The 25,788-nt window shown below is 74.8% G+C and carries 22 protein-coding genes; 13 read left to right on the top strand and 9 right to left on the bottom strand.

Annotated elements, in window-relative coordinates; genetic code table 11:
- The first annotated feature begins 48 nt into the window (after nt 1-48).
- The 3 genes from ACLWS4_RS27945 (at nt 49) to ACLWS4_RS27935 (ending at nt 3,768) form a co-directional block, all read left to right on the top strand.
- Nucleotides 49-1,125, top strand: coding sequence for a substrate-binding domain-containing protein (locus tag ACLWS4_RS27945; protein WP_416875532.1), 1,077 nt, complete (start codon nt 49-51; stop codon nt 1,123-1,125).
- A gap of 127 nt (nt 1,126-1,252) precedes the next feature.
- On the top strand, nt 1,253-2,752 hold the full coding sequence (locus ACLWS4_RS27940) for an APC family permease (protein ID WP_416875531.1): 1,500 nt from the start codon (nt 1,253-1,255) through the stop codon (nt 2,750-2,752).
- On the top strand, nt 2,749-3,768 hold the full coding sequence (locus tag ACLWS4_RS27935) for an acetamidase/formamidase family protein (protein WP_049649998.1): 1,020 nt from the start codon (nt 2,749-2,751) through the stop codon (nt 3,766-3,768). Before ACLWS4_RS27940 ends, ACLWS4_RS27935 begins: the two co-directional genes overlap by 4 nt.
- Nucleotides 3,769-3,939: 171 nt before the next feature.
- Here the strand turns inward: ACLWS4_RS27935 and ACLWS4_RS27930 are convergent, their stop codons facing one another.
- The 3 genes from ACLWS4_RS27930 to ACLWS4_RS27920 all read right to left on the bottom strand — a co-directional run bounded on the left by ACLWS4_RS27930 (nt 3,940) and on the right by ACLWS4_RS27920 (nt 8,062).
- A complete protein-coding gene (locus tag ACLWS4_RS27930; RefSeq protein WP_049650008.1) occupies nt 3,940-4,308 on the bottom strand; it encodes a BlaI/MecI/CopY family transcriptional regulator in 369 nt (122 codons plus the stop codon).
- A gap of 215 nt (nt 4,309-4,523) precedes the next feature.
- A complete protein-coding gene (locus ACLWS4_RS27925; RefSeq protein ID WP_416875530.1) occupies nt 4,524-7,265 on the bottom strand; it encodes an FtsX-like permease family protein in 2,742 nt (913 codons plus the stop codon).
- Entirely contained in the window at nt 7,262-8,062 is an 801-nt protein-coding gene (locus ACLWS4_RS27920; protein WP_117486990.1) for an ABC transporter ATP-binding protein, read from the bottom strand. Before ACLWS4_RS27920 ends, ACLWS4_RS27925 begins: the two co-directional genes overlap by 4 nt.
- Nucleotides 8,063-8,422: 360 nt before the next feature.
- Between ACLWS4_RS27920 and ACLWS4_RS27915 the strand changes: the two genes are divergently transcribed.
- Both ACLWS4_RS27915 and ACLWS4_RS27910 read left to right on the top strand, forming a co-directional pair.
- Nucleotides 8,423-9,157 (top strand): MgtC/SapB family protein, encoded by a 735-nt coding sequence (locus tag ACLWS4_RS27915; protein ID WP_416875529.1) that lies wholly within the window; start codon nt 8,423-8,425, stop codon nt 9,155-9,157.
- An 86-nt stretch (nt 9,158-9,243) separates the two neighbouring features.
- Nucleotides 9,244-9,921: a YoaK family protein gene (locus ACLWS4_RS27910; RefSeq protein ID WP_416875528.1), complete on the top strand. Its 678-nt coding sequence runs from the start codon at nt 9,244-9,246 to the stop codon at nt 9,919-9,921.
- 163 nt (nt 9,922-10,084) lie between these two features.
- Here the strand turns inward: ACLWS4_RS27910 and ACLWS4_RS27905 are convergent, their stop codons facing one another.
- A complete protein-coding gene (locus ACLWS4_RS27905) occupies nt 10,085-10,741 on the bottom strand; it encodes a hypothetical protein (protein ID WP_416875527.1) in 657 nt (218 codons plus the stop codon).
- A gap of 417 nt (nt 10,742-11,158) precedes the next feature.
- Here ACLWS4_RS27905 and ACLWS4_RS27900 point away from each other — a divergent pair, with 417 nt between their 5' ends.
- The 3 genes from ACLWS4_RS27900 to ACLWS4_RS27890 are packed head-to-tail and all read left to right on the top strand — an operon-like array spanning nt 11,159 to nt 14,597.
- Nucleotides 11,159-11,683, top strand: coding sequence for a PadR family transcriptional regulator (locus ACLWS4_RS27900; protein ID WP_049656925.1), 525 nt, complete (start codon nt 11,159-11,161; stop codon nt 11,681-11,683).
- Nucleotides 11,680-12,372, top strand: coding sequence for an ABC transporter ATP-binding protein (locus ACLWS4_RS27895; RefSeq protein WP_416875526.1), 693 nt, complete (start codon nt 11,680-11,682; stop codon nt 12,370-12,372). The genes ACLWS4_RS27900 and ACLWS4_RS27895 overlap by 4 nt, the downstream gene beginning before the upstream one ends.
- Nucleotides 12,369-14,597 carry an FtsX-like permease family protein gene (locus ACLWS4_RS27890; protein WP_416875525.1) on the top strand — a complete coding sequence of 743 codons (2,229 nt, stop codon included), beginning with the start codon at nt 12,369-12,371 and terminating at the stop codon, nt 14,595-14,597. Before ACLWS4_RS27895 ends, ACLWS4_RS27890 begins: the two co-directional genes overlap by 4 nt.
- A 26-nt stretch (nt 14,598-14,623) precedes the next feature.
- Here the strand turns inward: ACLWS4_RS27890 and ACLWS4_RS27885 are convergent, their stop codons facing one another.
- Together ACLWS4_RS27885 and ACLWS4_RS27880 are read right to left on the bottom strand one after the other, a co-directional pair.
- Nucleotides 14,624-15,175 (bottom strand): nucleotide triphosphate diphosphatase NUDT15, encoded by a 552-nt coding sequence (locus tag ACLWS4_RS27885; RefSeq protein WP_416875524.1) that lies wholly within the window; start codon nt 15,173-15,175, stop codon nt 14,624-14,626.
- 21 nt (nt 15,176-15,196) lie between these two features.
- Nucleotides 15,197-16,615 (bottom strand): SDR family NAD(P)-dependent oxidoreductase, encoded by a 1,419-nt coding sequence (locus ACLWS4_RS27880; RefSeq protein WP_234348576.1) that lies wholly within the window; start codon nt 16,613-16,615, stop codon nt 15,197-15,199.
- Between the two features lie 462 nt (nt 16,616-17,077).
- On the opposite strand from ACLWS4_RS27880, the gene ACLWS4_RS27875 reads away from it, so the two are divergent.
- Nucleotides 17,078-18,517 (top strand): GuaB1 family IMP dehydrogenase-related protein, encoded by a 1,440-nt coding sequence (locus ACLWS4_RS27875; RefSeq protein WP_049656920.1) that lies wholly within the window; start codon nt 17,078-17,080, stop codon nt 18,515-18,517.
- Here the strand turns inward: ACLWS4_RS27875 and ACLWS4_RS27870 are convergent.
- Nucleotides 18,478-19,491, bottom strand: coding sequence for a DUF5995 family protein (locus tag ACLWS4_RS27870; RefSeq protein ID WP_416875523.1), 1,014 nt, complete (start codon nt 19,489-19,491; stop codon nt 18,478-18,480). The genes ACLWS4_RS27875 and ACLWS4_RS27870 overlap by 40 nt on opposite strands.
- 207 nt (nt 19,492-19,698) lie before the next feature.
- Between ACLWS4_RS27870 and ACLWS4_RS27865 the strand changes: the two genes are divergently transcribed.
- Nucleotides 19,699-20,538, top strand: a complete 840-nt coding sequence (locus ACLWS4_RS27865; RefSeq protein ID WP_416875522.1) for a poly-gamma-glutamate hydrolase family protein — start codon at nt 19,699-19,701, stop codon at nt 20,536-20,538.
- A gap of 38 nt (nt 20,539-20,576) precedes the next feature.
- On the opposite strand, the gene ACLWS4_RS27860 is transcribed toward ACLWS4_RS27865, so the two are convergent.
- The gene (locus tag ACLWS4_RS27860) at nt 20,577-20,972 is read right to left on the bottom strand and encodes a DUF3224 domain-containing protein (protein WP_380739681.1); all 396 of its coding nucleotides are present in this window, start codon (nt 20,970-20,972) and stop codon (nt 20,577-20,579) included.
- Between the two features lie 303 nt (nt 20,973-21,275).
- Here ACLWS4_RS27860 and ACLWS4_RS27855 point away from each other — a divergent pair, with 303 nt between their 5' ends.
- Entirely contained in the window at nt 21,276-22,490 is a 1,215-nt protein-coding gene (locus ACLWS4_RS27855; protein WP_416875521.1) for an IS110 family transposase, read from the top strand.
- 84 nt (nt 22,491-22,574) lie between these two features.
- On the opposite strand, the gene ACLWS4_RS27850 is transcribed toward ACLWS4_RS27855, so the two are convergent.
- On the bottom strand, nt 22,575-23,666 hold the full coding sequence (locus tag ACLWS4_RS27850; protein ID WP_049655986.1) for a PP2C family protein-serine/threonine phosphatase: 1,092 nt from the start codon (nt 23,664-23,666) through the stop codon (nt 22,575-22,577).
- 214 nt (nt 23,667-23,880) lie between these two features.
- Between ACLWS4_RS27850 and ACLWS4_RS27845 the strand changes: the two genes are divergently transcribed.
- Together ACLWS4_RS27845 and ACLWS4_RS27840 are read left to right on the top strand one after the other, a co-directional pair.
- Entirely contained in the window at nt 23,881-24,858 is a 978-nt protein-coding gene (locus ACLWS4_RS27845; protein WP_416875520.1) for a pseudouridine synthase, read from the top strand.
- A 137-nt stretch (nt 24,859-24,995) separates the two neighbouring features.
- Nucleotides 24,996-25,754 carry an SDR family NAD(P)-dependent oxidoreductase gene (locus tag ACLWS4_RS27840; RefSeq protein WP_416875560.1) on the top strand — a complete coding sequence of 253 codons (759 nt, stop codon included), beginning with the start codon at nt 24,996-24,998 and terminating at the stop codon, nt 25,752-25,754.
- The last annotated feature ends 34 nt before the right edge of the window (nt 25,755-25,788 follow it).

Below are 25,788 nucleotides of genomic sequence, written 5' to 3'. Positions count from 1 at the left end.
TCCCGTTCCGGCCTTCCCCGATATCGGCGGTACGACGATACTCGCACCGTGAGCATCGAGGTGAGGGTGATCGATCCGCTCGATGCGCTGCACTCGGCTCGGGACGGGGCGGCGTTCCGGGTGGGCCTCGTCGTGCCGCAGTCCGGCCCGCTCGGGCTCACCGGCCCGTCCGCGCTGGACGGCGCGCTGCTCGCCGCGCACGAGGTCAACGCGGGCGGCGGGGTCCTCGGCCGCCCGCTGGAGCTGGTGCTGGTGGACGGCGGCGGCGCGCCGGGCCCGGTCGCCGGGGAGGTGCGGCGCCTGCTGGACGCCGGGGCGCTGGACGCGCTCGCCGGGTGCCACACCAGCGATGTGCACCGGGCGGTCGAGACCGTTGCCGCGGGCCGTCTCGCGTACGTCTTCACCCCGCCGCACGAGGGCGGCTCCCGGCTGCCCGGCGTGCTCTGCACCGGCATCGACCCGTCCCGCCAATTCGGCCCGGCGATCCAGGAGTTGACGGATCGTCACGGGATCGGCCGGTGGGCGCTGATCGGCAACGACTACATCTGGCCGCGCTCCGTCCACCGGGCCGCCGAGGGACTCGCGGCGCGGGCCGGCGCCCGGGTGGTGCTGGAGCGGCGGGTCCCCTTCGGGGCGGTCGAGGAGGCGCTCGACCCGCTGCTGGACGCGTTGCGTTCGGCCCGCGCGGACGCCCTGCTGCTCAGTCTGATCGGGCGCGACCTGGTGCAGTTCAACCGGGCGCTGCGGCGCAGCGGGCTGGATCGGAGGCTGGTGCGGCTCTCCGGCTCCCTGGAGGAGAACGGCCTGCTCGCGCTCGGCGGCGACGACACCGGGACGCTGTACGCGGCGATGCCCTCCTTCGCGACGCTGGCCGAGGAGCGCCGGCAGAGCCTCGCCGAGCGGCACCGGGCCCTGTGCGGTCCGTGGGCGCCGGTCCTGGACGCCTACGCGGTGGGCCTGTACGAGGGTCTGCGCCTGCTCGCCGACCTGCCGGCCCGTCGGGCCCTGGCCCCGGACGGCCTGGCGGCGGCCGCGGGCCGGCTGCTGCACGGCGAGGCCGCGGGCCGGGCGCCGATCCACCTGGCCCGGGCCGAGGGCCTCGGCTTCGCCGTCCTGCCCCGGTAGGTCAAGCCAGCCCCGGGTACTCCGTTCTCGTCAGGTGGAATGTCGGAACGAAACCCTTCCATCTGGAAATAGTTCCCTCTACAGTCTCCCCACACCCCTCGCAGGGTCGTCACGGAGAGAGAGCACCATGGCCGACACACCCGCACCCCAGGGCATCGAGAGCTACGGCTACCAGCAGGAACTGCGCCGTTCGCTCGGCTTCACCGACCTGCTCGTCTACGGGCTGGTGTTCATGGTGCCGATCGCACCGTTCGGCATCTTCGGCGGCGTCTTCCAGGGCTCCGGCGGCATGGTGGCCCTGGCCTACGTCCTCGGCATGGTGGCGATGATGTTCACCGCCCTGTCGTACGCCCAGATGTCCCGGGCCTTCCCGATGGCCGGCTCGGTCTACACCTACGCGGGCCGCGGCATCGCCGCCCCGGTCGGCTTCCTGTCCGGCTGGATGATCCTGCTCGACTACGTGCTGGTGCCCGGGCTGCTGTACCTGATCGCCGGTGTCGCGATGAACTCGCTGGTGCCGTCGATCCCGGTCTGGCTCTGGCTGATCGGCTTCGTGCTGCTCAACACCGTGGTCAACTACCTGGGCATCGAGACCACCAACCGGGTCAACAAGGCGATGCTGATCGGCGAACTCGTCGTGCTGGCCCTGTTCGTGGTAGTCGGCGTGATCGCCCTGGCCAACGGCAAGGGCCGGGGCTTCGACTTCACGCCGCTGTACAACGGGCACACGTTCTCGTGGAGCCTGGCCTTCGGGGCGGTCTCGATCGCGGTGCTCAGCTTCCTGGGCTTCGACGGCATCTCCACCCTCTCGGAGGAGAACCGGGACTCCGCCAAGGCCATCGGCCGGTCCATGGTCGCCGCGCTGCTGCTCGCGGGCACACTGTTCATCGTGCAGACCTGGGTCGCCTCGCTGCTGGTCGCCGACCCCGACGCGCTGATCCGGGACGGCGACCCGAACGGCACCGCCTTCTACGACGCGGCCCGCACCGCCGCCGGCGGCTGGCTCGCCACGCTGACCGCCGCCTCCACCGCCGTGGCCTGGGGCTTCGCCAACTCGCTGGTCGCCCAGGCGGCCACCTCCCGGCTGCTGTACGCGATGGCCCGCGACCGCCAGCTGCCCGCCTTCCTGGCCCGGATCCACCCCACCCGCCGGGTGCCGGTCAACGCGACCCTGCTGACCGCCGGGATCTCGCTGGTGCTCGGCCTCTACACGGCCTCGCGCGAGGACGGCATCACCCTGCTGAGCACCCTGGTCAACTTCGGTGCGCTGTCCACCTTCCTGGTCCTGCACGTCGCCGTGGTCGTCCACTACCTGGTCCGCAAGCGCAGCAAGGACTACTGGCGGCACCTGATCGCCCCGGCGCTCGGCTTCGCGATCCTCGCGTACGTGGTGGTCAACGCCAACATCGCCGCCCAGCGGCTCGGGTTCGTCTGGCTGCTCGTCGGCGGGATCGTGCTCGCCGGGCTGGTGGCGACCGGGCGCAGGCCCCGGCTGGCCGTCGCCGAGACCGATGCCGAGGCCGAGGCCGCGGCCACCGATGCCACGGCCGGGAACGCCACCACCACGACCACCACTGCCGCGAACAGCACCGCCACGAACAGCACCCCCGCCGAGGAGAAGCAGTGAGCCTGCCCGAGACCGTCCGGCTGTCCCCGACCCCGGAGGACTACGCCTACACCTTCGGCGGCCGCGCCCCGCTGGTCACCGTCCAGCCGGGCACCGTCGTCGAGTTGACCACCGAGGACTGCTTCGGCGGCAAGGTGCGCGGCACCGGGGACCTGCCCAGCCAGGTGTGCGTCTTCCCCTACCTCAACCCGGTCACCGGCCCGATCGCGGTGGCGGGCGCCGAGCCCGGGGACGTCCTCGCGGTGCACTTCGCGGAGATCACCCCGGCCCGGGAGTACGGCGTCTCCAGCACCTTCCCGCACTTCGGCGCGCTGACCGCGACCCACACCACCGCGATGCTGCACGCGCCGCTGGAGGAGCGGGTCTGGGTCTACGAACTGGACGCCAAGGCGGGCGTCTGCCGGTTCCGGGCCCGCAACAGCGGGTTCACGGTGGACCTGCCGCTCGACCCGATGCACGGCACGGTCGGTGTCGCCCCGGCGGCCGGCGAGGTGCTGGCCTCGATCACCCCGGGCGCGCACGGCGGCAACCTGGACACCCCCGAGATGCGGGCCGGCACCACCGCCTACTTCCGGGTCAACGTCGAGGGCGGCCTGCTCGCCATCGGTGACGGCCACGCCCGCCAGGGCGAGGGCGAGGTGTGCGGCACGGCGGTGGAGGCGGCGATGCGCACCACCGTGATCGTCGACCTGGTCAAGGGCGGGGGACCGGCCTGGCCCCGGCTGGAGAACGACGACTTCCTGATCAGCACCGGCTCCGCCCGTCCGCTGGAGGACGCGTTCCGGATCAGCCAGCACGACCTGGTCGGCTGGACCGGCGAACTGCTCGGCCTGGACCAGCTGGACGCCTACCAGCTGGTCAGCCAGGCCGGGCTGGCCCCGGCGGCGAACGTCTGCGACACCAACTACACGATGGTCGCCAAGCTGCCGAAGACCCTGCTCGGCCGGGCCCGCGCCTACGACGGGCTGCACGACCGGCTGCGCCGGACGGCGGAGGCGTACCTGCGGCACCGCTGACGACGAGGCGCCGCCGGCAACGCGGGCCCGGGCGCGCCGGTTCAGGCGCGCGGGTCAAGGCCACGGCAAATCCCACGAACCCCCACCCCCCACCCCCACCCGGGGCCCGTCGGCACCCCCACGCCGACGGGCCCACGGGGGTGTGTCCGGGGACGGATCCGAGCGCGAGGACTACCCGGCCTCCCGGGACCTCGCGTGTTCGAGGGCGGCGAGCAGGGCCGAGGCCTCCGCCCCGCTGATCCGGTCGACGAAGTGGAGCAGCGCGCCCGCCCGGTCGGGGGTGGTCTCCAGCGCCCGGTGCATCAGCCGGGCGGTGTACTCCTCGCGGGTGCAGCTCGGCCGGTACACCCAGGCGCGGCCGACCTTGTCGCGGCGCAGCCAGCCCTTGGTGTGCAGGATGTCCGCGACCGTGGTGACGGTGGTGTACGCGACGGCCCGGTCCCGCTGGAGGTCGTCGACCACCTCGCGCACCGTGGCGGGCCGGTCCCAGGACCAGAACCGGTCCATGATCTCGGCCTCCAGGTCCCCGAACCCCCGCAGCACCGCCCTCTACTCCCTCTGCTCCCTCGCCGAACCGGACGCCGACGCCCTTGGCCCGCCGGATCGCGGCCCATGGTACGGCGAGCGCCGGGCGCCCGCCCCCGGGTGAGGGGGACGGACGCCCGGCGCGTAGCGGTCGGTGCCCGGGTGGTGCCCAAGCGGTGTCAGCCGGTGGTCGGTACGTGTGCAAGACGTGTCCAAGGCTGACGGGGCCGTCAGGACAGCCGCCGCCCGAGCGGGATGCGGGAGCGGGTGAGCAGCGCCGCGAGCAGCCCCGCGACCACCGGCAGCACCAGCACGATCAGCAGCAGCTCGCCCCAGGGCGCGGTGATCAGCGCCGGCTTGGCCCCGAACCCGCTGGCCCGGGACTTCAGCAGCCCCACCGCCGGCACGAACCCGTTGACCGCCCCGAGCAGCGCGCCCAGCAGGGCGATCAGGGTGCACTGGAGGCCCGCCATGCTCCGCCGGATCCGCGGCGGCGCGCCGACCGCGGCCAGGGTGGCCTGGTCCTGCCGGGAGTCGGCGGCCGCCAGGCCGGTGGCGATCCCGGCCGCGCCGAGCACGACCAGCGCGGCGAAGCCGGTGAGCGCCAGGCTGAGCGCGTCGCCCGTGGGCTGGTAGCCGCGCTCCACCTCCAGCGTGGCGAAGCGGTCCAGCCGGACGGCGGCCGCCGCGGCGCGCTGCTGGGCCTTGCGGTCGGGCGGCGTGGCGGGCAGCCAGACCGAGCCGGACGGCCGGGACGTGAGCCCGAGCGCGGGCAGCGCGGAGGGCAGCGCCAGGCCCTGGGCGAAGTCGGCGGCGGCCGGGTTGTCGACCAGCACCGCGTCGACCGGGACCTCCTGGACGTCCGGCTTGGGCACCTCGCCGGGCTGCAGCGGAGCGCCGCCCCCGCCGCGCAGGACCATCACGGCCTTGCCGTCGGCGCCCACCAGGGACCGGTCGAAGACCAGCAACTTCCCGGCGGCCAGCGCCTGTTCGGCGGCCGGGTCGTGGACGGCGAACAGGTTGTGCAGCACGGTGACGTCACCGGCGGCGATGTGCGGCGGCGAGCCCAGGCCGCGGCGCTCCGGCGGGCCCTGGAGCTGGACGACGCTGGAGCAGTTGTCGCAGAAGCGATACTCCACCTGGCCGAGGTCGCCGCGCGGGCCGAGCCCGGACAGCTGCTTCTCCAGCTCGGCCCGCTCCTCGGTGAGCCGGGGCCCGTCGACGTACGTCATCAACTGGACGGCGCCGTACGGGGCCTGCGGCCGGTAGTCGCGCCGGTCCTCGGCGTCGGTGCTGGTGGAGTAGACGCCGATGGCGACGGCGCCGGCCACCGCGGCCATCACCGCGGCCACCGCCGGAGCGGTGCGCGAGCGGTGCCGGGCGGCGTCGCGCAGCGCCAGCCGGGGGCCGAGCGGCAGCCGCCCGGCGGCCCGGCCGATCAGGGCGACCAGCATCGGGGTGCACAGCAGCAGGCCGATCTCGGCGGTCACCGAGCCGCCCAGCACGGTGAGCGTACGGGTGTCGTAGCCGCCCGCGCCCGGCTGGTCGCGCTTCACGGCGCCCGCGCCGTACATCGCGAGCACGGCGCCGAGGACGAGCAGTCCCAGGCCGGCGAAGGTGACCAGCCGGCTGGGGGCGCGGACGGTGTCCCGGCCGGTCAGCCCGGCGGTGACGCTGCGCCGGGCGGCCTGCAGCGCGGGCAGCGCGGCGGCGAGCAGCGCGGTGAACAGGCCGATCCCGGCGATCGCGAGGAGGTCCAGCGGCGGCACGGCGAAGTGGCCGAAGCGCACGCCGCCGAACTGCTCGATCCGCGGCCGCAGCAGGGCGACCACCGCGGTGCCGAGCACCACGCCGACCACCGCCCCGGTCGCGCCGAGGACGACGCCGCCGCCGAGCACCACCGCGCCGACGTGGGCCCGGCTCCCGCCGGCCGCGCCGAGCAGGGCGAGCTGGCGGCGGGAGCGGCGGGCGCCGACCGCGAAGGCGGGCCCGGCGAGCAGCGCGATCTCCAGCAGCGCCATGCCGCTGACGACGGCGACGACCATCTTGGTGTTGTTGGCGGCCGTCGGGTCGTGGTAACGGTACGCGTCGCGGTAGTAGGGGACGGCCTGCTCGGGCGGCGGAGCGATCGCCACCGAGCGCGCGGTCAGGGTGTAGCCGTGGGCATTGAACCGCTGGACGGCGGCCCAGTCGAGGGAGGCCCCGGACGGCAGTCGGACCAGCCAGCCGGACCGGGTGGCCGAGGGCTTCTCCGCGACGGGCCCGCCGGCCGCCAGCGCGGTGTTCAGCGGCTCGATCAACTCGCCGGGCCGGGCGACGAGTTCGACCCGTCCCAGCTCGCTCGGGTGCTCCACCACACCGGTGATGGTGTAGGTGGTGCGCTCCAGGCCCTGGAGGGTGGTGGTGGCGCCGGTCTTGAGCCCGGAGCGGTCCAGGAAGGCCCGGGTGACGGCGACTTCGTGCGGGGCGCTCGGGGCGCGGCCCTCGACCAGGTCGAGCCGGCCGCGCCAGATCGGGTCGCCGAGGTCGGCCTCGGTGGTGAGGGTGCGGACCAGGCCCTCGGGCGAGTCCGCGCCGGCCTCCGGCCCGGGCCGGGCCGGGGTGAGCGCGCTGCCGGGCGGCAGCAGCGCGGCGACCAGGGCGGCCGGGTCGGTGCTCGCGCCCTTCTCCTGCTCGGCCGTCGGCTTGTCGCCGGGGCGGGCCGGGACGGTGAAGGCGCCGTCCTCGGCGATCGGGGCCTGCTCGACCGGTGTGCCCGGGGCGAGCGAGGTGACCAGGGCGTCCGCGCCGCCCACCACCCGCTCGACCCGTTCGGCCGGGGTCAGCTGCCCGCTGCGGTGGACCACGTCGGCGCCGGTGACGCCGAGCACGGGCAGCGCGATCATGGCGGCGATCAGCGCGCTGCGGCCCTTGGCGCGCAGCGCGTCGCGGCGGGCGATGCGCAGGGCGACCCGCCAGGCTCCGAACCTCACTGCGCCACCTCGCCGACCGCACCGGAGGGGTGCACCGCGGCGAGGCGGGCGGAGGAGCGGCGGCCGGGGGCCTCCGAGGCGACCGCGCCGTCCCGCAGGTGGACCACCCGGTCCGCCCAACTGGCGTGGGCCGCCTCGTGGGTGACCATCATCGCGGCGGCGCCGGCGTCGCAGCGGGCGCGCAGCACGGCGAGCACCGCCTCGCCGGTGGCCGAGTCGAGGGCGCCGGTCGGCTCGTCGGCGAGCACCAGTCGGCGCTCGCCGATCAGGGCGCGGGCGATGGCCACGCGCTGCTGCTGGCCGCCGGACATGTCGTCGGGGAAGCGGTCGGCGAGCTCGCCGATGCCCAGCTCCTCCAGTGCGGCCAGCGCCTCCCGGCGGGCCCGGCGGCCCGGGACGCCGTCGAGTTCGCGCGGCAGCGAGATGTTCTCGGCGGCGGTCAGGGCCGGGATCAGGTTGTAGTCCTGGAACACGTACCCGATCGAGCGCCGCCGGAGGTCGGCGAGCCGGCCGCGGCCGAGGCCGCCGAGGGCGACCCCCTCCACCAGCACCTCGCCGTCGCTGGGCTGGTCCAGCCCGCCGGCCAGGGTCAGCAGGGTGGACTTCCCGGAGCCGGACGGGCCCATGACGGCGACGAACTCGCCCGGGTGGACGGCCAGGTCGATGCCGCGCAGGGCGTGCACCTCGGCGGCGCCCCGCCCGTGCACGCGGGTGACGTTGGCCAGGCGCAGGACGGGTGCGGGCCGGTTCGGATCGGTGTGGGACACACTTCCCCCTCGTGAGCTGCTCAACTGCATATGTCGGTGAACTATATATGTCGGAGGACGTGACGCAAGGCGGGTCGGTTCCCGGGTGGCGGTGATCGGATTCGGTCAAACTTCTACAAAGCTGTCGAGGAAGAGCGGGAAACCCCTGCCCCGGTCGTTCGGAGGCGGTCTATGCTCGGGACGGCTCACGGCTCCGGAGGCGCCCGAGACCCCCGATGCGCCGACGCGCCGTCACGTTGTCCGGGGCCGACCGCACGGCCGGCCCCCGCGCCCTGCGCGCCTCCCCGCCGACCACCGTGGCGATGGCCATCATCGAGGTCGCCCGGCCTGCCGGGAGCATCGACCGCGTGCCACCGTCCGTACCCCTCCTCCCGTGAAGGAGGTGCCGTCGTGCACACCCTGACCACCGTCGACTTCCTGGTACGGCTCGCCACCGGCGTGGCCTGCGGCGCGCTGATCGGCGTCGAACGCCAGTGGCGGGCCCGGATGGCCGGCCTGCGCACCAACGCCCTGGTCGCCGCCGGCGCCACCCTGTTCGTGCTCTACAGCGAGGCCGTCGGCGACGCCGGCAGCCCCACCCGGGTCGCCTCCTACGTCGTCTCCGGCATCGGCTTCCTCGGCGGCGGCGTCATCCTGCGCGACGGCGCCGGCGTACGCGGCCTCAACACCGCCGCCACACTCTGGTGTTCGGCCGCCGTCGGGGTCCTCGCCGCCTCCGGCAAACTGCGGTTCGCCGTCCTCGGCACACTCGCCGTCCTCGTCGTCCACCTGGTCCTGCGCCCCGCCGGCCGACTCCTCGACCGGGCCCCACAGGCCGGCAGCGACCCCGACTCCACCACCCGCGCCACCGTCCACCTGGAATGCGACCGCAAGTCCGAGACCCACATCCGGGCCCTGCTGCTCCAGGCCCTCGCCGCCTCCGGACTCGCCCCCACCGGCCTGCGCGCCCGCCGCACCGACAACGGCGACGCCACCAGCCTGCGGGCCACCGTCGCGATCACCGGGCAGGTCGCCCCGGCGCTCGAACAGGTCGTCACCCGGCTGTCCTTGGAGCCCGGCGTACGCGACCTGCACTGGCACCTGGAGGACGAGCCGGAGGACCCCGGCAACCCGGCGCTCGCCTGACGGGCGGCGCGGACGTACCGTCACCACCCGGACCGCGTCACCCGGACCAGGTCACCCGAACCCCGCCCGAACCGACTGGAGGCAGGATGCCGACCCCCGATCCCGAGCACGGGCCGCTGGTGCCGATGCTGCTGGCGCTGACCGTGGTCACCGGAGTGGTGGACGCGGTCAGCTACCTCGAACTCGGCCACGTCTTCGTCGCCAACATGACCGGCAACGTGGTGTTCCTCGGCTTCGCCCTGGCCGGCGCGGCCAACCTCTCCGCCACCGCCTCGCTGGCCGCCCTCGCCGCCTTCCTGCTCGGCGCCCTGGCCGGCGGCCACCTCGCCCGCCGCCTGCCCGGCCACCGCGGGCACCTGCTGGCCGCCGCCGTCGCCGTCCAGTCGGCGCTGGTCGCGGCGGCCACCGTGCTGGCGGCCGTGGCCGGCCACACCTCCGAGCCGGCCCGCTACACCCTGATCGGGCTGCTCGGCTTCGCCATGGGCGGCCAGAACGCGGTGGTCCGCGCCCTGAAGGTCCCTGACCTCACCACCACCGTGCTGACCATGACCATCACCGCCCTCGCCGCCGACCGCACCGGCCCCCGCCGGCTGGCCTCCGCCGTCTGGATGTTCGCCGGAGCCCTCCTCGGCGCCCTTCTGGTCCTCCACGCCGACATCCCGCTCGCCCTGGCCCTGGCCCTCGCGCTGCTCCTCGCCGTCGCGGCCCTCACCCACCGCGCCGCCAGGACCGTCCCCGCCCCCGCCTGGACCCACCCGCGCTGACCGGGCGTCCGGTGATCCGCCGCCCGTCCGCGACCGGCGCCCGGCACGGACGGTGTCGAACCCCCGTGTTCCTCGGGGGGTTTCGGGCTGCCGGCCGGTGGCCCTCGGCCCGGACGGCGTTCCGGGCGGCCTCGACCTCCGGCGACCGGCCGGGGTGAGCGGCTCAGTCCTCGCTGCGGTGGCCGGCGCGGCCGCTCCAGAGGGGTTCGAGGCGCTCCCACTCGGTGCTCCAGGCGGCCTCCGCCCGGCGGTCGAGCGCGTGGAGGCGCAGGCGGAGGGCGAGGGCGAGCAGGGCCAGCAGGACGAGGAGGGCGCCGGCGCCGGTGCAGGCGGCGGAGACGGCGAGGGCCACCCGGTCGGCCGGGGCGACGGAGACGGTGCCGGCCGCGTCGACCCAGACGGGGATCCGGCTGCCGGTGACGGCGGAGTGCGGGGCCTGGACGGTGCCGTGGCGCGGGCTGCCGTCGGGGGCGGTCCAGTCCGCGTCGACGTCCACCTGGTTGCTGTAGCCGCCGGCGAAGCGGCTGCCGGTGGCGGTGGTGTGGTCCGGGACGCCGCTGACCACGGCGTCGACCTGTTGCAGCCGCCCGCGGTCGGCGTCGGCCCGGTGCGCGGTGGCGCGGTAGAGGAGCAGCGAGCCGCCCGCGCACAGGGCGAGGGCGAGCACCGCGCCGAGCACGGCGGACAGCCAGGCGCGGGCGCGGGAGCGGTCGAGGGGGCGGGCGAGCGGCTCGTGCCGGGCACCGAGTGCCCGCCGCAGCCGCCGGCCGGTGCGCCGCGGGAGCGACGCGGGCAGGGCCGGACGGGGAGTGCTGGACACGGTGAGGGCTCCTCAGGGGCGCGGGGACGCTGGGCGGTTACGCCCCAATGTCCACCCGGTGGCCCCCCGCGCACAAGAGTCGTGCGCGTTCGGAGGACCGCCGGTACCTGCCGGTCAGGGCCGGTCGGCCCAGTGGTCGGGACGTTCGGCCCTCGGCATCCGCACCCGGTCCGGGCAGGCTGGGGTGTGGCGGCGTCCTCCCGGTGCTTGGGCGCGGCCGTGGCCCGGTCGGCCGTGGGGGCGCCGGGCCGAGGTACGGGGCAGGGGGTGGTCGTGGGGTCACCCCCTGCCTGTGCCGTGTCCGGCTCCGGCCCGTTCTCCGCCCTTTCCTCGCCGATGGACTGACGATGTCCCAGGTCGGGGCCGTATTCTGCCCAGATATACACTCGGGGTATACGCCGGGTGTATGTTTCCCCCATGAGTGTTCCTTTGACCCTTCTGGGGCTGCTGGAGCGAGAGCCGAGCCACGGCTACGACCTCAAGCGCGACTACGACGCCCTCTTCGGCCGCGGCAAGCCCCTTCCGTACGGCCAGGTCTACTCGACCCTCGGCCGGCTGGCCCGCGACGGCAAGGTGGTGGCCGGCGAGGCGGAGCCCGGCGACGGGCCCGAGCGCAAGCGGTACGTCATCACCGAGACCGGGGCGACCGAGTTCGAGACCTGGCTCCAGGAGCCGGTCGCGCCCGAGCCCAACCTCCAGTCCGTGCTGTTCACCAAGGTGGTGCTGGCCCTGATGCTGGGCCGGGACGCCGAGCACTACCTGGACACCCAGCGCGCCGCCCACCTGCGCCGGATGCGCGAGCTCACCGAACTGCGCCGCACCGGAGCCCTGGTGGACGCCCTGCTCGCCGACCACGGCCTGTTCCACCTGGAGGCCGACCTGCGCTGGATCGACCTCACCGCCGCCCGCCTGGACGCGCTCGCCGCGGAGGTGAACGCGTGACCGCCGTGATCGAGGCCCGGGACATCGCCCTCGCCTTCGGGGAGACCCCCGCCCTGCGCGGGGCCAGCCTGTCCGTCCAGGCCGGCGAGGTGCTCGCCATCATGGGCCCCAGCGGCTCCGGCAAGTCGACGTTACTGCACTGCCTGGCCGGCATCCTGGTGCCCGACGCGGGGGAGGTGCTGTTCGACGGGCAGCGCCTGGACACCATGTCGGAGGCCCGGCGCAGCGCCCTGCGCCGGGACAGGTTCGGCTTCGTCTTCCAGTTCGGCCAGCTGGTACCGGAGTTGACGGCCGAGGAGAACGTCGCGCTGCCGCTGCTGCTGAACGGCGTGCGCCGCTCCGCCGCGCTGGCCCAGGCCCGTCCCTGGTTCGCCCGGCTCGGCCTGGACGGCATGGAGCAGCGCCGCTCCGGCGAGCTGTCGGGCGGTCAGGCGCAGCGGGTCGCGCTGGCCCGCGGCCTGGTGGCCCGGCCGCGGGTGCTGTTCGCGGACGAGCCGACCGGCGCGCTGGACTCGCTGACCGGCGAGCAGGTGATGGAGCTGATGGTCGCCTCCGCCAAGGAGCAGGGCACCACCGTCATCCTGGTCACCCACGAGGCCCGGGTCGCCGCGTACGCGGACCGCGAGGCGGTCGTCCGCGACGGCCGGGCCCGTACGCTCTCGGCCGGCGCCGGAACGGTGGCCCCGTGATCGCCTTCTCGCTCCGGCTGGCCGTCAGCGGCGGCCGGGAGGCGGTGGCCCGGCTGCTGATGATCGCGGCGGCGGTCGCGGTCGGCGTGGGGCTGCTGCTCTCGACCTTCGCCGGCGTGAGCGCGATCGACCGGGCCAACGAGCGGCAGCTCTGGATGAACACCGGCGTCAAGGGCGCGACCGCGGCCACCTCGGCGGACCCGCTCTGGTGGGGCGCCCGGATGGACTACTACCGGGGGAGGACCGTCTTCCGGGCCGATGTCGCCCCGACCGGTCCCGCCTCGCCGCTGCCGCCCGGCCTGAGCCGGCTGCCCGCGCCCGGCGAGTACTACGCCTCGCCGGCGCTGGAGAAGCTGCTGCGCGACACCCCGGCCGTCGAACTGGGCGACCGCTTCCCCGGACGGCAGGTCGGCACCCTCGGCGAGGACGGGCTGCCCTCCCCGGACACCCTGGCGCTGGTCGTCGGCCGCACCGCGGACGAGGTCAAGGCCCTGCCGAGGGCCACCACCGTCACCAGCCTCGCCACCGTCCTGCCCCACGACTGCGAGTACGACTGCTACGGCGCGGGCGTGCACGGCGACGCGATGGTCCTGGTGCTCACCGTGGTCGCCGCCGCGCTGATCTTCCCGGTACTGGTCTTCATCGGCACCGCGACCCGGCTCTCCGCCGCCACCCGGGAGCAGCGCTACGCCGCGATCCGCCTGGTGGGGGCGACGCCCGGCCAGGTGTCGGTGATCTCGGCGGTGGAGTCCACCCTGGCCGCGGTGATCGGTACGGCCCTCGGCTTCGGCCTGTTCGCCGCGCTGAAACCGGTGGTGGCCGACGTGCCGTTCACCGGCGACCGCTTCTTCGCCTCCGACCTGAGCCTGACCCTGCCGCAGGCGGCCGGGGTGGTGCTGGGCGTGCCGGTGGCGGCCGCGCTCGCCGCCCGGCTCGCGCTGCGCCGGGTCACCGTCTCGCCGCTCGGGGTCTCCCGCAGGGTCACCCCGAAGCCGCCGAGCGCCTGGCGGCTGGCACCGCTGGTGGCCGGCCTCGCCGAACTCGGCTACTTCGTGGGCAACCGCCCGGAGACCACCGACGGGCAGTCCACGGCCTACCTGACCGGTTTCGTGCTGGTGATGCTCGGGCTGGTGGTCTCGGGGCCGTGGCTGACCATGGCCGCGGCCCGGGCGGTGGCCCGGCGCACCCGCCGTCCGGCCGCCCTGATCGCGATGCGCCGCCTGGCGGACGACCCGGGGGCGGGCTTCCGGTCGGTCGCCGGCGTGGTGCTGGCGCTGTTCGTGACCACCGCGACCCTGGCCATCATGAGCACCATCAACGCGAACCAGGGCATGCTCAACGGCGCCCCCGAGGTGCGCAAGGCGATCGTGGACGCTCCCTTCGGCAACCGGAACGACGCGGCCCTGCTGCCGTCGGTGCCCGATCGCGTGCTGGCCCGGGCGCGGGCCGTCCCCGGGTTCCAGGGGATCGCCCTGGTGCACGAGGACCCGGCCGGTACGGGCCAGCGGAGCGGGCGGGGCATCGTGCCCGGCCTGGTGAGCTGCGCGGACCTCGCGCAGATCCCCGTGGTCGGCCACTGCGCTCCCGGCGCCGCCGTCGCGGCCGTCGACCCCTACCAGCTGGTCGGCCTGGTGGACGCCTCCGACCGCGAGTGGCCGGCCGCACCGGTCTCCGCGGCCGAGACGGCCGGGCTCCCGGTGCGGATGCTCTACGCGACCACCGACGGCTCCAAGGCGGCCAAGGAACAGCTGCGAACCCTGTTCATGAAGGAGTTCCCGCACTACGAGGCGAGGCTGGCCGAGGACTGGTCCTCCGCCGGGCAGAAGAAGCTCCAGGGCTGGCGGCAGCTGGCGAACGTGGTGCTGCTGACCACCCTGCCGATCGCCGGGTGCAGCCTCGCGGTGAGCGTGGTGGCCGGATTGTCCGACCGCCGGCGGCCGTTCGCGATGCTGCGGCTGACCGGCGCACCGCTGCGGCTGCTGCGCAGGGTGGTCGGACTGGAGAGCGCGCTGCCGCTGCTGGTGGTCTCGGCACTCGCGATCGGGACGGGCTTCGCCGCGGCGGCGATGTTCCTCAAGGCGCAGAAGGACTACGACCTGGTGTCCCCGGGCCCGGCGTACTACGGGCTGACCGGTTTCGGGCTGGCCGCCTCGCTCGGGATCATCGCCTCGACGCTGCCGCTGCTGAAGCGGATCACCGGACCGGAGGCGGCCCGCAACGGCTGAGCGCCGTCAGGCGGTCGGCTGCCCCGTCACCCGTTCCAGCGGGCGACGGGGTAGCCGTGCGTTCCGGCCAGCAGCCGCGGGGACAGCCGCGGCAGCCAGCTGCCGAGCACCAGCGCGGACGGGTAGAACATCGGCTCGGGCAGCGCGTCCACCGGGACGCGCTCCCAGCCGCCGCACGCGTGCGGCTCGGTGACCACGGCCTCGGCCAGGCTCGGCGGCGCCAGCACGGCGGCCGTCAGCCGGGGCCGGCCGAGCTCGTGGTCGAGGTGGACGGCGAGCACCCGCATCTCCTCGGCGGGCAGCACGATGCCGGTCTCCTCGGCGAGTTCGCGGGCCGCGGTCCGCTCGAAGGACTCGCCGAGGTCGACCTTGCCGCCGGGCAGGCTCCAGGTCGGCGGCTCGCCGGCCGTGGTCCGACGGCCGATCAGCACCCGGCCGTCCCCGGTGGGCACGATGACCCCGGCGCCGAGCAGCGGCGCGGTCGGCGGGACCGGCGCGGCGGGCGCGGCCGGCCCGGCGGGTCCGGTCGGTCCGGTGGGCGCGGTCGGTCCGGTCGGTCCGGACGGTGCGGTGCTCAACTCGCCATCCCCTTCGGCTGGTTACCAGTTGGAGCGGTCGTAGTCCTTGAGGAAGCAGCCGTACAGGTCCTCGCCCGCCTCGCCGCGCACGATCGGGTCGTACACCCGGGCCGCGCCGTCGACCAGGTCGAGCGGGGCGTGGAAGCCCTCGTCGGCGAGGCGCATCTTGTCCGGGTGCGGCCGCTCGTCGGTGATCCAGCCGGTGTCGACGGCGGTCATCAGGATGCCGTCGGACTCGAACATCTCCTGCGCGCTGGTGCGGGTGAGCATGTTGAGCGCGGCCTTGGCCATGTTGGTGTGCGGGTGGCCGGCGCCCTTGTAGCCGCGCGAGAAGACGCCCTCCATCGCGGAGACGTTGACCACGTACTTGCGGCGGGACGCGGAGGCGGCCATCGCCGGGCGCAGCCGGCTGATCAGGATGAACGGCGCGGTGGAGTTGCAGAGCTGGACCTCCAGCAGCTCCATCGGGCCGACCTCGCTGACGGTCTGCACCCAGCTGTTGGTGTCCGCGAGGTCGGGCACCAGGCCGCCGGCGTCGATCGCGGTGCCGGCCGCGATCCGGTCGGGCGTCGCGGAGCCGGTGACCAGGGCCAGCGAGGTGACGTCCTCGGCGGTGATCCGCTGCGTGTCGCCGCCCGCCTGGTGGGGGAGGGCGGGCAGGTCGACGCTGCCGCTGCCGAAGCGGCCGATGGTGGTGGCCTGGGGCAGTTCGCCGGCCGGCAGCGGGGCGGACTCGGCGTTGACCAGCTCGCGGTAGGACTCCGGCGGGCGGCGCACGGTCTGCGCGGCGTTGTTGATCAGGATGTCCAGCGGGCCGTCGGCGGCGACCTCGTCGGCCAGGGCCATCACCTGGGCCGGGTCGCGCAGGTCGATGCCGATGATCTTGAGGCGGTGGATCCACTCGGCGCTGTCCGGCATCGCCGTGAAGCGGCGGATCGCGTCGTTGGGGAAGCGGGTGGTGATGGTGGTGTGGGCGCCGTCGCGCAGCAGCATCAGCGCGATGTACATCCCGATCTTGGCCCGGCCGCCGGTGAGCAGCGCGCGCTTGCCGGTGAGGTCGGCGCGGGCGTCCCGGCGGGAGCGGTTCTTGACCGCGCAGTCCTGGCAGAGGTTGTGGTAGAAGGCGTCGACCTCGATGTACCGCTGCTTGCAGGTGTAGCAGGAGCGCGGGCGCTCCAGGATGCCGGCGATCTCGGTGGTGGTGACGGTGGTCAGACCGAAGGCGCCGGCCGTCTCGTCGTCGATCCGGGTGGGCGCGCCGGTGGCGGTACGGGCGGTGACCTCGCGGTCGTTGGCGGTCTTGCGGGCCCGGGTCTCCTGGCGGCGGCGCTGCTTGAGGGTGCGGAATATGCCGCCGACGGCCTTGCGGACGGTGATCGCGTCCGGGTGGTCCACGTGCAGCTCGTCGAGCTCGGCCAGCACCTCCAGGCAGAGCCGCAGCCGCTCGGGGTCGAGGCCGGGACCGAAGTCGGTCTCCTCCTCGGCGCCCTCGACCGGGTCCTGGCCGAGGTCCGTCCGCCCGGTGCCCGTCTGCTCGATGCCCGCCTGTCGGAGGTCCGTCTGGTCGATGTCCGTCTGACCGATGCTCACGCCTGCTGCCGCTTTCCCGATTCGCCACGCCCACACGCGTGAAGCCAAGCCCCTTACCGCGTGAATGCTACGGGAGCGGTCCGGACCGGGGCGAAAAGCCGACGTCGGAGGGGGTCTTTGGATGATCCTCCATGTCTACGCGCGGAGTATTGATCACGGTTTGTACGCAGCCCCAGCAATGCCCGTCGAACTGGCTTTTGCCCCCACCCTCACGGAGAATCGAACGCTGGGTGCCGGGCGCCCGAGTGCGCTCCGGCGGCATCGCCGCAACCGCACCCGAGGTGTATCCCCCCAGCCAGAGAGCCCTCCTTCATGCGCTTCCTGAACGACCTCAAGCCCTCGTACGACCTGACGTACGACGACGTCTTCATGGTCCCCAGCCGTTCCGCCGTGGGCTCCCGGCAGGGCGTCGACCTCTCCTCGAACGACGGCACCGGCACCACCATCCCGCTGGTCGTGGCCAACATGACGGCCATCGCCGGCCGCCGGATGGCCGAGACCGTCGCCCGCCGCGGCGGCCTGGTCGCCATCCCGCAGGACATCCCCACCGAGGTCATCGCCGAGGTCGTCTCCTGGGTCAAGCAGCGCCACCTGGTGTTCGACACCCCGATCACGCTCGCCCCCGGCGCCACCGTGGCCGAGGCGCTCTCGCTGCTGCCCAAGCGCGCGCACGGCGCCCTCGTGGTGGTCGAGGACGGCAAGCCCGTCGGCGTGGTCACCGAGTCCGACTGCCAGGGCGTGGACCGCTTCACCAGCCTGGCCGACATCATGTCCCGCGAACTGCTGCTGCTGGACGAGGGCATCGACCCGCGGACCGCCTTCGAGAAGCTCACCGAGGCGCACCGCAAGCTCGCCCCCGTCGTGGACGGCGAGGGCCGACTGGTCGGCATCCTCACCCGCAAGGGCGCGCTGCGCGCCACCCTGTACACCCCGGCCGTGGACGAGGCCGGCAAGCTGCGGATCGCCGCCACCGTCGGCATCAACGGCGACGTCGCGGGCAAGGCCGCGGCGCTGATCGAGGCCGGTGCCGACGTGCTGGTGGTCGACACCGCGCACGGCCACCAGGAGTCCATGATCAGCGCGCTGCGCGCGGTGCGCGGCCTGGACCCGCGGGTCCCGATCGTGGCCGGCAACGTGGTCTCCGCCGCCGGTGTCCGCGACCTCGTCGAGGCGGGCGCCGACATCCTCAAGGTCGGCGTCGGCCCCGGCGCCATGTGCACCACCCGGATGATGACCGGCGTCGGCCGGCCGCAGTTCTCCGCCGTCCTGGAGTGCGCCGCCGAGGCCCGCCGGCTCGGCAAGCACGTCTGGGCCGACGGCGGCGTGCGCCACCCGCGCGACGTCGCGATGGCGCTGGCCGCCGGCGCCTCCAACGTGATGATCGGCTCCTGGTTCGCCGGGACCTACGAGTCCCCGGGCGACCTCCAGACCGCCGCCGACGGGCGCCAGTACAAGGAGAGCTTCGGCATGGCCTCGGCCCGCGCCGTCAGCAACCGCACCGCCCAGGACTCCTCGTACGACCGGGCCCGCAAGGCGCTGTTCGAGGAGGGCATCTCGCACTCCCGGATGTTCCTCGACCCGACCCGCCCCGGCGTCGAGGACCTGATCGACTCGATCATCGCGGGCGTCCGCAGCTCCTGCACCTACGCGGGCGCCGGCAGCCTGGAGGAGTTCCAGGAGAAGGCGATCGTGGGCATCCAGAGCGCGGCCGGCTACGCCGAGGGCAAGCCGCTGCACTCCAGCTGGGCCTGACCGGCTCCGGCGCCCGCTGCGCCTGTTGTGCCTGCCGGGCCCGCCGCGTCGGGGCCCGCGCCGTCGGCCGTCCGGTTCCTCGCCTCGGGGAGCCGGGCGGCCGCGGCCGTCGCGGGGGGCGTCGCGGGGGCCGCCGCGGGGGCCGTTACGGGGGTGCGGTGCCCGGGGGCCTGGCCGCTGATCCGGCCGCCGGCCGCTCCGGTGTCGCGCCCGTCCTCCGGTCCGCCGCCGTGCCTCCCGCCCGGCCTCCCGCCGTGCCTCCCGCTCGGCCCGAGCGGGAGCAGCAGGACGCGGCCGAGCAGCCCGACCGATCCGTCCAGCGCCGTGGCGAGGGCCCGGGCGGCGCCCGGCAGGTGCCGCAGCTCCCAGAGCGCCTCGACGGTGCCCCAGGCGCCCTCGCGGGCGGCCCCGACCGACCAGGCGCCGAGCAGGTGGGTGAGCGGCTCGGCGCGCTCCAGCAGGTCGGGTCCGGGCATCAGCTGCTCCCGGACGGCCGTCTCCACCTCGGCCAGCACCCGGTCGATCCGGTGGTAGTCCGGCTCGACGTCGGACGGCTCGCAGCCCCGGCGGCGGCAGGTGTCCACGACGGCCAGCGGCAGGTCGTGCTGGATGTGGGCGGCCATCCCGGCCAGCGCGAACTGCAGCGGGTGCACCCCCGGGTGGGCGCGCAGCGCGAACAGCGGCCGCCAGCAGGCGGGCGGCTCCTGCCCGGCCGCGTCGGCGGCCACGGCCCGCAGGTACCGCCCGGCGAACACCACGTCCAGCTCGGCCACCGCGGACGGGTCGGCGAAGCGCCCGCCGTCCAGCCGGTCACGGACCGCCTCCGTCACGGTGAGGTAGAGCCGGTTGAACACCCCCACCCCGTCGGCCGGGGGCAGCCCCGCCCCGATCTCCCGCAGCCGGCCGACCACCTGCTCGACCGTCCGCGCCTCCACGACCACTGCCGTCGTACGATCCACCGCCGTGTCGGGCATGCGCCACCCTCCGATGTCGATCGTGCACTGATCGCATCATCGTGACAGCGCTGCCCGTGCCCCGACGGATGCGGCACGCCTCCGTCGGGCCGGTGTCGCACGGTCAGGTCGCTGTCGTACGACCGGGCCGATCCCGTCGTGACATGGCGTCGACTTGGCCAAAGCCTTGCCGGTACTTTTCCGATCCCCCACCTCCTGTCATGATCCGTGACCGTGATTAACCGTCGTACCCTGATCGCCGCGTTCGCCGCGGCCCCGGCCCTCAGCACCCTCGGCGCCGCCGTGGGCAGCACCCCCGCGAGCGCCGCCGCCGACCTGTACCCCTCCAACACGGCCCTCTACGCCAACCCGACCGTGGTCGAGGGCGTGGACTACGGCCGCCGCTACCGCCGGCACCTGGTCGACGACCAGAGCCCGCAGGGCCGTACGCCGTTCGTCCGGACCACCGTCATCGCCCCGCACGGCGGCGGCATCGAGGGCGGCACCTCCGAACTGTGCCTGGCCATCGCCGGCTACCACCCGGCCGACCTCGCCCCGGCCCCGGCCGCCGGGCCGACGCACGACTTCTGGATGTTCGAGGGCCTGCGCTCCTCCAACAACAGCGAGCTGCACGTCACCTCGACCCACTGCGACGACGGAGTGGCCCGCGCGATGTGCGCCGGCAGCCGCAACGTGCTGTCGCTGCACGGCTGCACCGCCGCCCAGGCCGGACTGGAGGCCGGTGCCCAGGCCGTGCTGGTCGGCGGCCTGAACCCCACCTTCCGCCAGTACCTGATGGAGGAGTTCGCGGCCGCGGGCATCCGGGCCGTGACCGCCTCCGGCGAGGAGGAGATCGCGGGCATCTCCCCGGAGAACATCTGCAACCGCAGCCTGCTCGGCATGGGCGCCCAGCTGGAGATGACCACCGAGCTGCGGGCCGCGATGTTCGCCCCGGGCAAGAACACCCGCACCGAGCGGGCGGCCAACACCCTGCCGCTGTTCTGGGCCTACACGACCGCGGTCGGGACCGCGATCCAGCGGCTGGAGGCGACCCAGCCCATCCTCTGACCGACCGGGGCCGCCGGCCGCGCGCGCCGCGGCCGGCGTCAGCCCAGCCCGTACTCCAGGACGTAGGTGTGGGTGCCGGACCCGTCGACGGTCAGGTGGAACTCGCCGGTGATCCCGGCCAGCTCGCCCGTGCCCGTGCCCGGCACCACGCGTATCGTCGTGCCGGTGGTGTCCCAGGCCGCGTGCTGGAGCACGAACGAGCCCTTGCGCCCGTCCAGTTCACCCGTCACGTGCTCCACCGCGACGTACGAAGCCGGGCTGCCGGAGGGGCCCGCGACGGAGAGCATCCGCACCTCGCTCTCCCCGCTCAGCCCGCCCGTAAAGGTCTTGGCGATCCGGACCCGCCCGAACGCCGCGCCCTCCCGCTCCTCCGTCTCCACCGGCTCGAACGCCGTGACCTCGAAAGACCCGCTCGCCCTGCTCCCGCTCCCCATGGCACCGTCCCCTCGTCGATCCGCGACCACCCTGCGGCCGGCTCCCCGCCGACCGTGGACCGAGCCTTGCACACACCACTGACATTGATGCTGGTGCTCAGGTTCCGGTGGTCGTGGCTCGGCCACTGACTGACGTTCTGCTGGACTGTCCTCTGGTTGTTCTGTCCGGCTGCCGGGACCTGTTCTCACGGCACCGGCCGGGCGGAACATGACCTGATAGGAGCTTGGTCCAGAAGCCCCTTCAATGTCCTGTCTGCTCCACCCGGCCGGCGCCGACCTCCGGCTAGGGAAGGCACCATCAGCATGACATCAGCGGTCAGACCGGACACAGCGGACCAGGAGGTGTTCGGCGGGGTCGACTCCCACGCCGACACAATCCACGTCGCCGTCATCAGCGACAACGGCGGCCACCTCGCGGACGCCGGGTTCGCCACCACCACAGCCGGATACGCCGCCGCCCTGGCCTTCCTGAACGCCCACGGCCACGTGACCGCGATCGGCGTCGAAGGCACGTCCTCCTACGGGGCCGGCTTCACCCGCGAAGCCCGCGCGTGCGGGCACCGGGTCGTCGAGGTCAACCGGCCCGACCGGGCCGAACGCCGCCGCATCGGCAAGTCCGACCCCATCGACGCCTACGCCGCCGCCCGCGCCGCCCTGTCCGGCCGCGCCTCCAGCGTGCCCAAGGACGACACCGTCGCCGGGATACGCGCCCTGCACAACGCCGCCCGCTCGGCCGTCAAGGCCCGCACCGCCGCCCTCAACCAGATCGGGCAGCTCCTCGTCACCGCACCCGAGGCGATCCGCGCCAGGTACGGGCGACTCAAGGCGGCGGAGCGCACCGAGGCCCTGGCCCGACTGCGACCGGCCGGGGACGCGGTCCACACCGCGGTCCTGACCGCGCTCAAGAGCCTCGCCCGGCGCGTCAAGGAGCTCACCGCCGAACACCAGGCCCTCACCAGAGCCCTCGACGCCGAGGTCACCGCCCACAATCCCGGCCTGCGCGCCGCCTACGGCGTCGGCCCCGACACCGCCGCCCAACTGCTGGTCACCGCCGGAGGCAACCCCGAACGCCTGCGCACCGAGGCCGCGTTCGCCGTCCTGTGCGGAGCCGCCCCCGTCCCCGCCTCCAGCGGCAGGACCAACCGCCACCGCCTCTCACGCGGCGGTGACCGCGCCGCCAACGCGGCCCTCTACCGCATCGCCCTGGTCCGCATGTCCAGTGATACCCGCACCCGTGAGTACGTGGTCCGGCAGACCGCCGCCGGCCGGACGAAGAAAGAGATCATCCGGCTCCTGAAACGTGCCGTCGCCCGGGAGATGTTCCGCTGCCTGACCACCACGGTCACCGTCCCCGGCATCGCCGACCTGCGACCCCTGCGACAGTCCAAGAACATCACCCTCACCGCCGTCGCCAACCACTTCGGCGTCTGGCCCGCCACCATCTCCACCCTCGAACGCGGCCTCCGCCGAGACGACGACCTCGCCAACGCCTACCGCGACTGGCTCACCACCGCTTGACAGCCAATAGGAGCATCAATCGCGGCCGGGCAGTTCTCCGGACCGCTTTCCGGACCGCCCTCCCGAGCCATCGGCGCGGCCCGGTCACGGCTCCCAGCGGATCGCCAGCACCGCCGCGTCGTCGGCCAGTCCGGCGTCCCCGACCCAGCCGCCGACGTCCGTCAGCACGGCGTCCAGCAGGTCCGCCGGGGTGCCGCCGTGCAGTCCGGGCAGCCGCTCCGCGATCGGGTAGAACCGGCCCGCGGCGTCCCGGGCCTCCGACACGCCGTCGGTGTGCAGGAGCAGCAGGTCGCCCGGCTCCGGGTCGAACCGCCGGTCCGGGTAGCTGTCGTCGGTGAGCCCGAGCAGCCCCAGCGGAGGCGCCGGGAACGGGGGCTCCAGCTCGCTCACCCGGCCCGCCCGGCGCAGCAGCGGGGGCGGGTGGCCGCAGTTCACCAGCCGCACCGGCCCCCGGTCCGGCGCCACGTCGAGCAACAGCGCGGTGGCGAACCGCCCCTCCTCCGACGGCCGGGCGGCCAGCGCCGCGTCCAGCCGTTCGGCGAGCCGCCCGGGGTCCGGCTCGGTCCGCGCGGCCTCCCGGAACACTCCGAGGACGTCCGCCGCCGTCTCCACCGCCGGGAGGCCGTGCCCCTGGACGTCCCCGAGCAGGATGCGCAGCCCGAAGCGGGTCTCCACCACGGCGTACAGGTCCCCGCCGATCCGGGCCTCGGCGGCCGCCGCCACGTACCGCACCGCCAGGCGCAGCGGCCCGATCCGCTCCGGCGGCGGGCGCAGCAGGGCCCGCTGGGCCGCCTCGGCCACCGTCCGGACCTGGAACAGCTCCCGCTCGCGGGCCGCCACCAGGACGACGCTGGCCGCGCTGGCCAGGGTCGAGGCCAGGACGGTGACCGGCACGCTGATCCGGACCGAGAGCGGCAGCTGCGCGTTGGCCGACTCCAGCAGGCCGACGGCGACCACCGCGGCCGCGCCGACCAGCAGCGGCACCCGGGCCCGCCGGGTGGTCGCACCGGCCAGCACCGGGGCCACCGCGAGCAGCGGCGCCAGGGTGGTCCCGGGCCCGATGGCCAACGCGGCCACCACGGCGGCGACCAGCAGCAGGAGCGAGCCGTAGAGCAGCAGCCGGGTCCGCCTCGGCAGGTGCAGCGGCGGCACCCCGTCCGGGCCGTCGGCGGTCACGCGTCCTCCAGTGGTGCCGGCCGGTGGGCCGGACGTCGGTTTGCTGGTCCCTCGGCCCTCAGCCCGCCGGCCCGCCGGATGCCCGGTGGGCGGCCGGCGGACGGTCGGAGGCCCCCGGCGTCACGAGGGCCTCCGGTCCACTTTCCCTGCCCGGCCCCGGGTCAGCACCTCGGCCGAGGGGCGCGCGCCGGCGCGCACTAGGCTGGGGCGGGAGATGAGACGCAAGAGCCGCCGCCCGGCCTCCCCCCTCCCGCAGCGCCACGGTGTGGACCCGGTCCACCTCCGGCTGCCGCTCGAAGGCCCCTGGCCGACCGTGCGGGACCACCTGGTGGACCGGCTGCCCGCCGTCCCGGCCGAGCGGGTCGACGCCGCGCTGCGGGACGGCGAGATCGTCGGCGAGCAGGGCCCGGTCGCCCCGGCGGAGCCGTTTCGCCCCGGCGCCCACCTGTGGTTCTACCGGGACCTCCCCGAGGAGGTGCGCGTCCCGTTCGAGCTGGTGGTGCTGCACCGCGACGAGCACCTGGTGGTGGTCGACAAGCCGCACTTCCTGGCCACCACCCCGCGCGGCCGGCACGTCACCGAGACGGCGCTGTCCCGGCTGCGGCACGCCCTCGACCTGCCCGCGCTCAGCCCCGCGCACCGCCTGGACCGGCTCACCGCGGGCCTGGCCATGTTCGTCGTCCGCCCGGAGGACCGCGGCGCCTACCAGACGCTGTTCCGGGACCGCCTGGTGCGCAAGGAGTACCAGGCCGTCGCCGGGTACGACCCGGAGCTGAGCCTGCCGCGCACCGTACGCAGCCACATCGTCAAGGAGCGCGGGGTGATCGCCGCCCAGGAGATCGACGCGCCGCCGAACAGCGAGAGCCGGATCGACCTGCTGGAGCGCCGCGACGGACTCGCCCGCTACCGGCTGCGGCCGCTGAGCGGGCGCACCCACCAGCTGCGGCTGCACATGTGCGGCCTCGGGCTGCCGATCCTCGGCGACCCGGTCTACCCGGTCGTGCTGCCCGAGCCCGCCCCCGACGACTTCCGCCGCCCGCTGCAACTGCTCGCCTCGACGATCGAGTTCACCGATCCGCTGACCGGCCGGGAGCGCCGCTTCGAGACCCGCCGCACACTGACCGCCTGGACCGACCCGCAGGGCTGGGCCGACGGCGCCGGTCCCGGGCCCCAGGACCTCCGAACGATCTAGCTAGGGCCAACGTCCGAGCCGGTCCCCGTTCCGGTGGCCGATCCGCCGACCGGCCCGGCGGCGGGATGGTGTGCGGCATGAACGCAGGCACCAACGCAGACAACAACGCGGGCATGAGCGCGGGCATGAGCGCAGGCATGACGAGCGCAGGCACCGGCGGGGCGGGCCGCGCAGCCGTACCGCGGAGCGCTCCCGTCGCCCTGGTCACCGGAGCCTCCCGCGGCCTCGGCCTGGCCCTCGCGCGCGCCCTCGCCACCGACGGCTGGCAGCTGGTGATCACCGCCCGGGGAGCGGCCGAACTCGCCTCCGCCGCGGCCGATCTGGCCGCCGTCACCAGGGTCGTCGCCCTGCCCGGCTCCGTCGTCGACGACGACCACCGCGCCCACCTGGCCGGGGCCGCGGAGGAGCTCGGCGGCGCGAGCCTGCTGGTCAACAACGCCGGAACGCTCAACGGCGCCCCCGGCCCCGGAGGGCAACCGCTGCCCCGGCTGGCCGACTTCCCGCTGCCGGGCCTGCTGGAGACCTTCGAGGTCAACACGTTCGCCCCGATCGCCCTCACCCAGCTCGTGCTGCCCCAGCTGCGTGCCCACGCCGGCGCCGTCCTCAACGTCAGTTCCGAGGCCGCCGTGGTGCCCTACCGCGGCTGGGGCGGTTACGGTGCCAGCAAGGCCGCGTTGGACCTCGCCGGCGACGTACTCGCCCGGGAGGAGCCGGAGTTGCGGGTCTGGTCGGTGGACCCGGGCAGCATGCGCACCCGGATGCTCCAGGAGGCCGGCCCCGGCGAGGACGTCTCCGGCGCGCCGCTGCCCGAGCGGGTGGCGCCGGCCCTGCTCGGCCTGCTCCGCGACCGCAGGCCCTCCGGCCGTTACCGCGCCGAGGACCTGGCCGGCCGCTGACGACACCCCCCGACCTCGGTGTCCCGCCCCAACT

The sequence above is a fragment of the Kitasatospora sp. SC0581 genome, assembly GCF_048159585.1.
Classification (GTDB): Bacteria; Actinomycetota; Actinomycetes; order Streptomycetales; family Streptomycetaceae; genus Kitasatospora.
This window is presented reverse-complemented; position numbering and strand designations above follow the sequence as displayed.

Coding starts and splice junctions, on each gene's coding strand:
- ACLWS4_RS27940 (WP_416875531.1), top strand. CDS start 1,253: ATGGCCGACACACCCGCACCCCAGGGCATCGAGAGCTACGGCTACCAG.
- ACLWS4_RS27920 (WP_117486990.1), bottom strand. CDS start 8,062: ATGCAGTTGAGCAGCTCACGAGGGGGAAGTGTGTCCCACACCGATCCG.
- ACLWS4_RS27910 (WP_416875528.1), top strand. CDS start 9,244: ATGCCGACCCCCGATCCCGAGCACGGGCCGCTGGTGCCGATGCTGCTG.
- ACLWS4_RS27900 (WP_049656925.1), top strand. CDS start 11,159: ATGAGTGTTCCTTTGACCCTTCTGGGGCTGCTGGAGCGAGAGCCGAGC.
- ACLWS4_RS27875 (WP_049656920.1), top strand. CDS start 17,078: ATGCGCTTCCTGAACGACCTCAAGCCCTCGTACGACCTGACGTACGAC.
- ACLWS4_RS27870 (WP_416875523.1), bottom strand. CDS start 19,491: ATGCCCGACACGGCGGTGGATCGTACGACGGCAGTGGTCGTGGAGGCG.
- ACLWS4_RS27860 (WP_380739681.1), bottom strand. CDS start 20,972: ATGGGGAGCGGGAGCAGGGCGAGCGGGTCTTTCGAGGTCACGGCGTTC.
- ACLWS4_RS27855 (WP_416875521.1), top strand. CDS start 21,276: ATGACATCAGCGGTCAGACCGGACACAGCGGACCAGGAGGTGTTCGGC.
- ACLWS4_RS27845 (WP_416875520.1), top strand. CDS start 23,881: ATGAGACGCAAGAGCCGCCGCCCGGCCTCCCCCCTCCCGCAGCGCCAC.
- ACLWS4_RS27840 (WP_416875560.1), top strand. CDS start 24,996: ATGACGAGCGCAGGCACCGGCGGGGCGGGCCGCGCAGCCGTACCGCGG.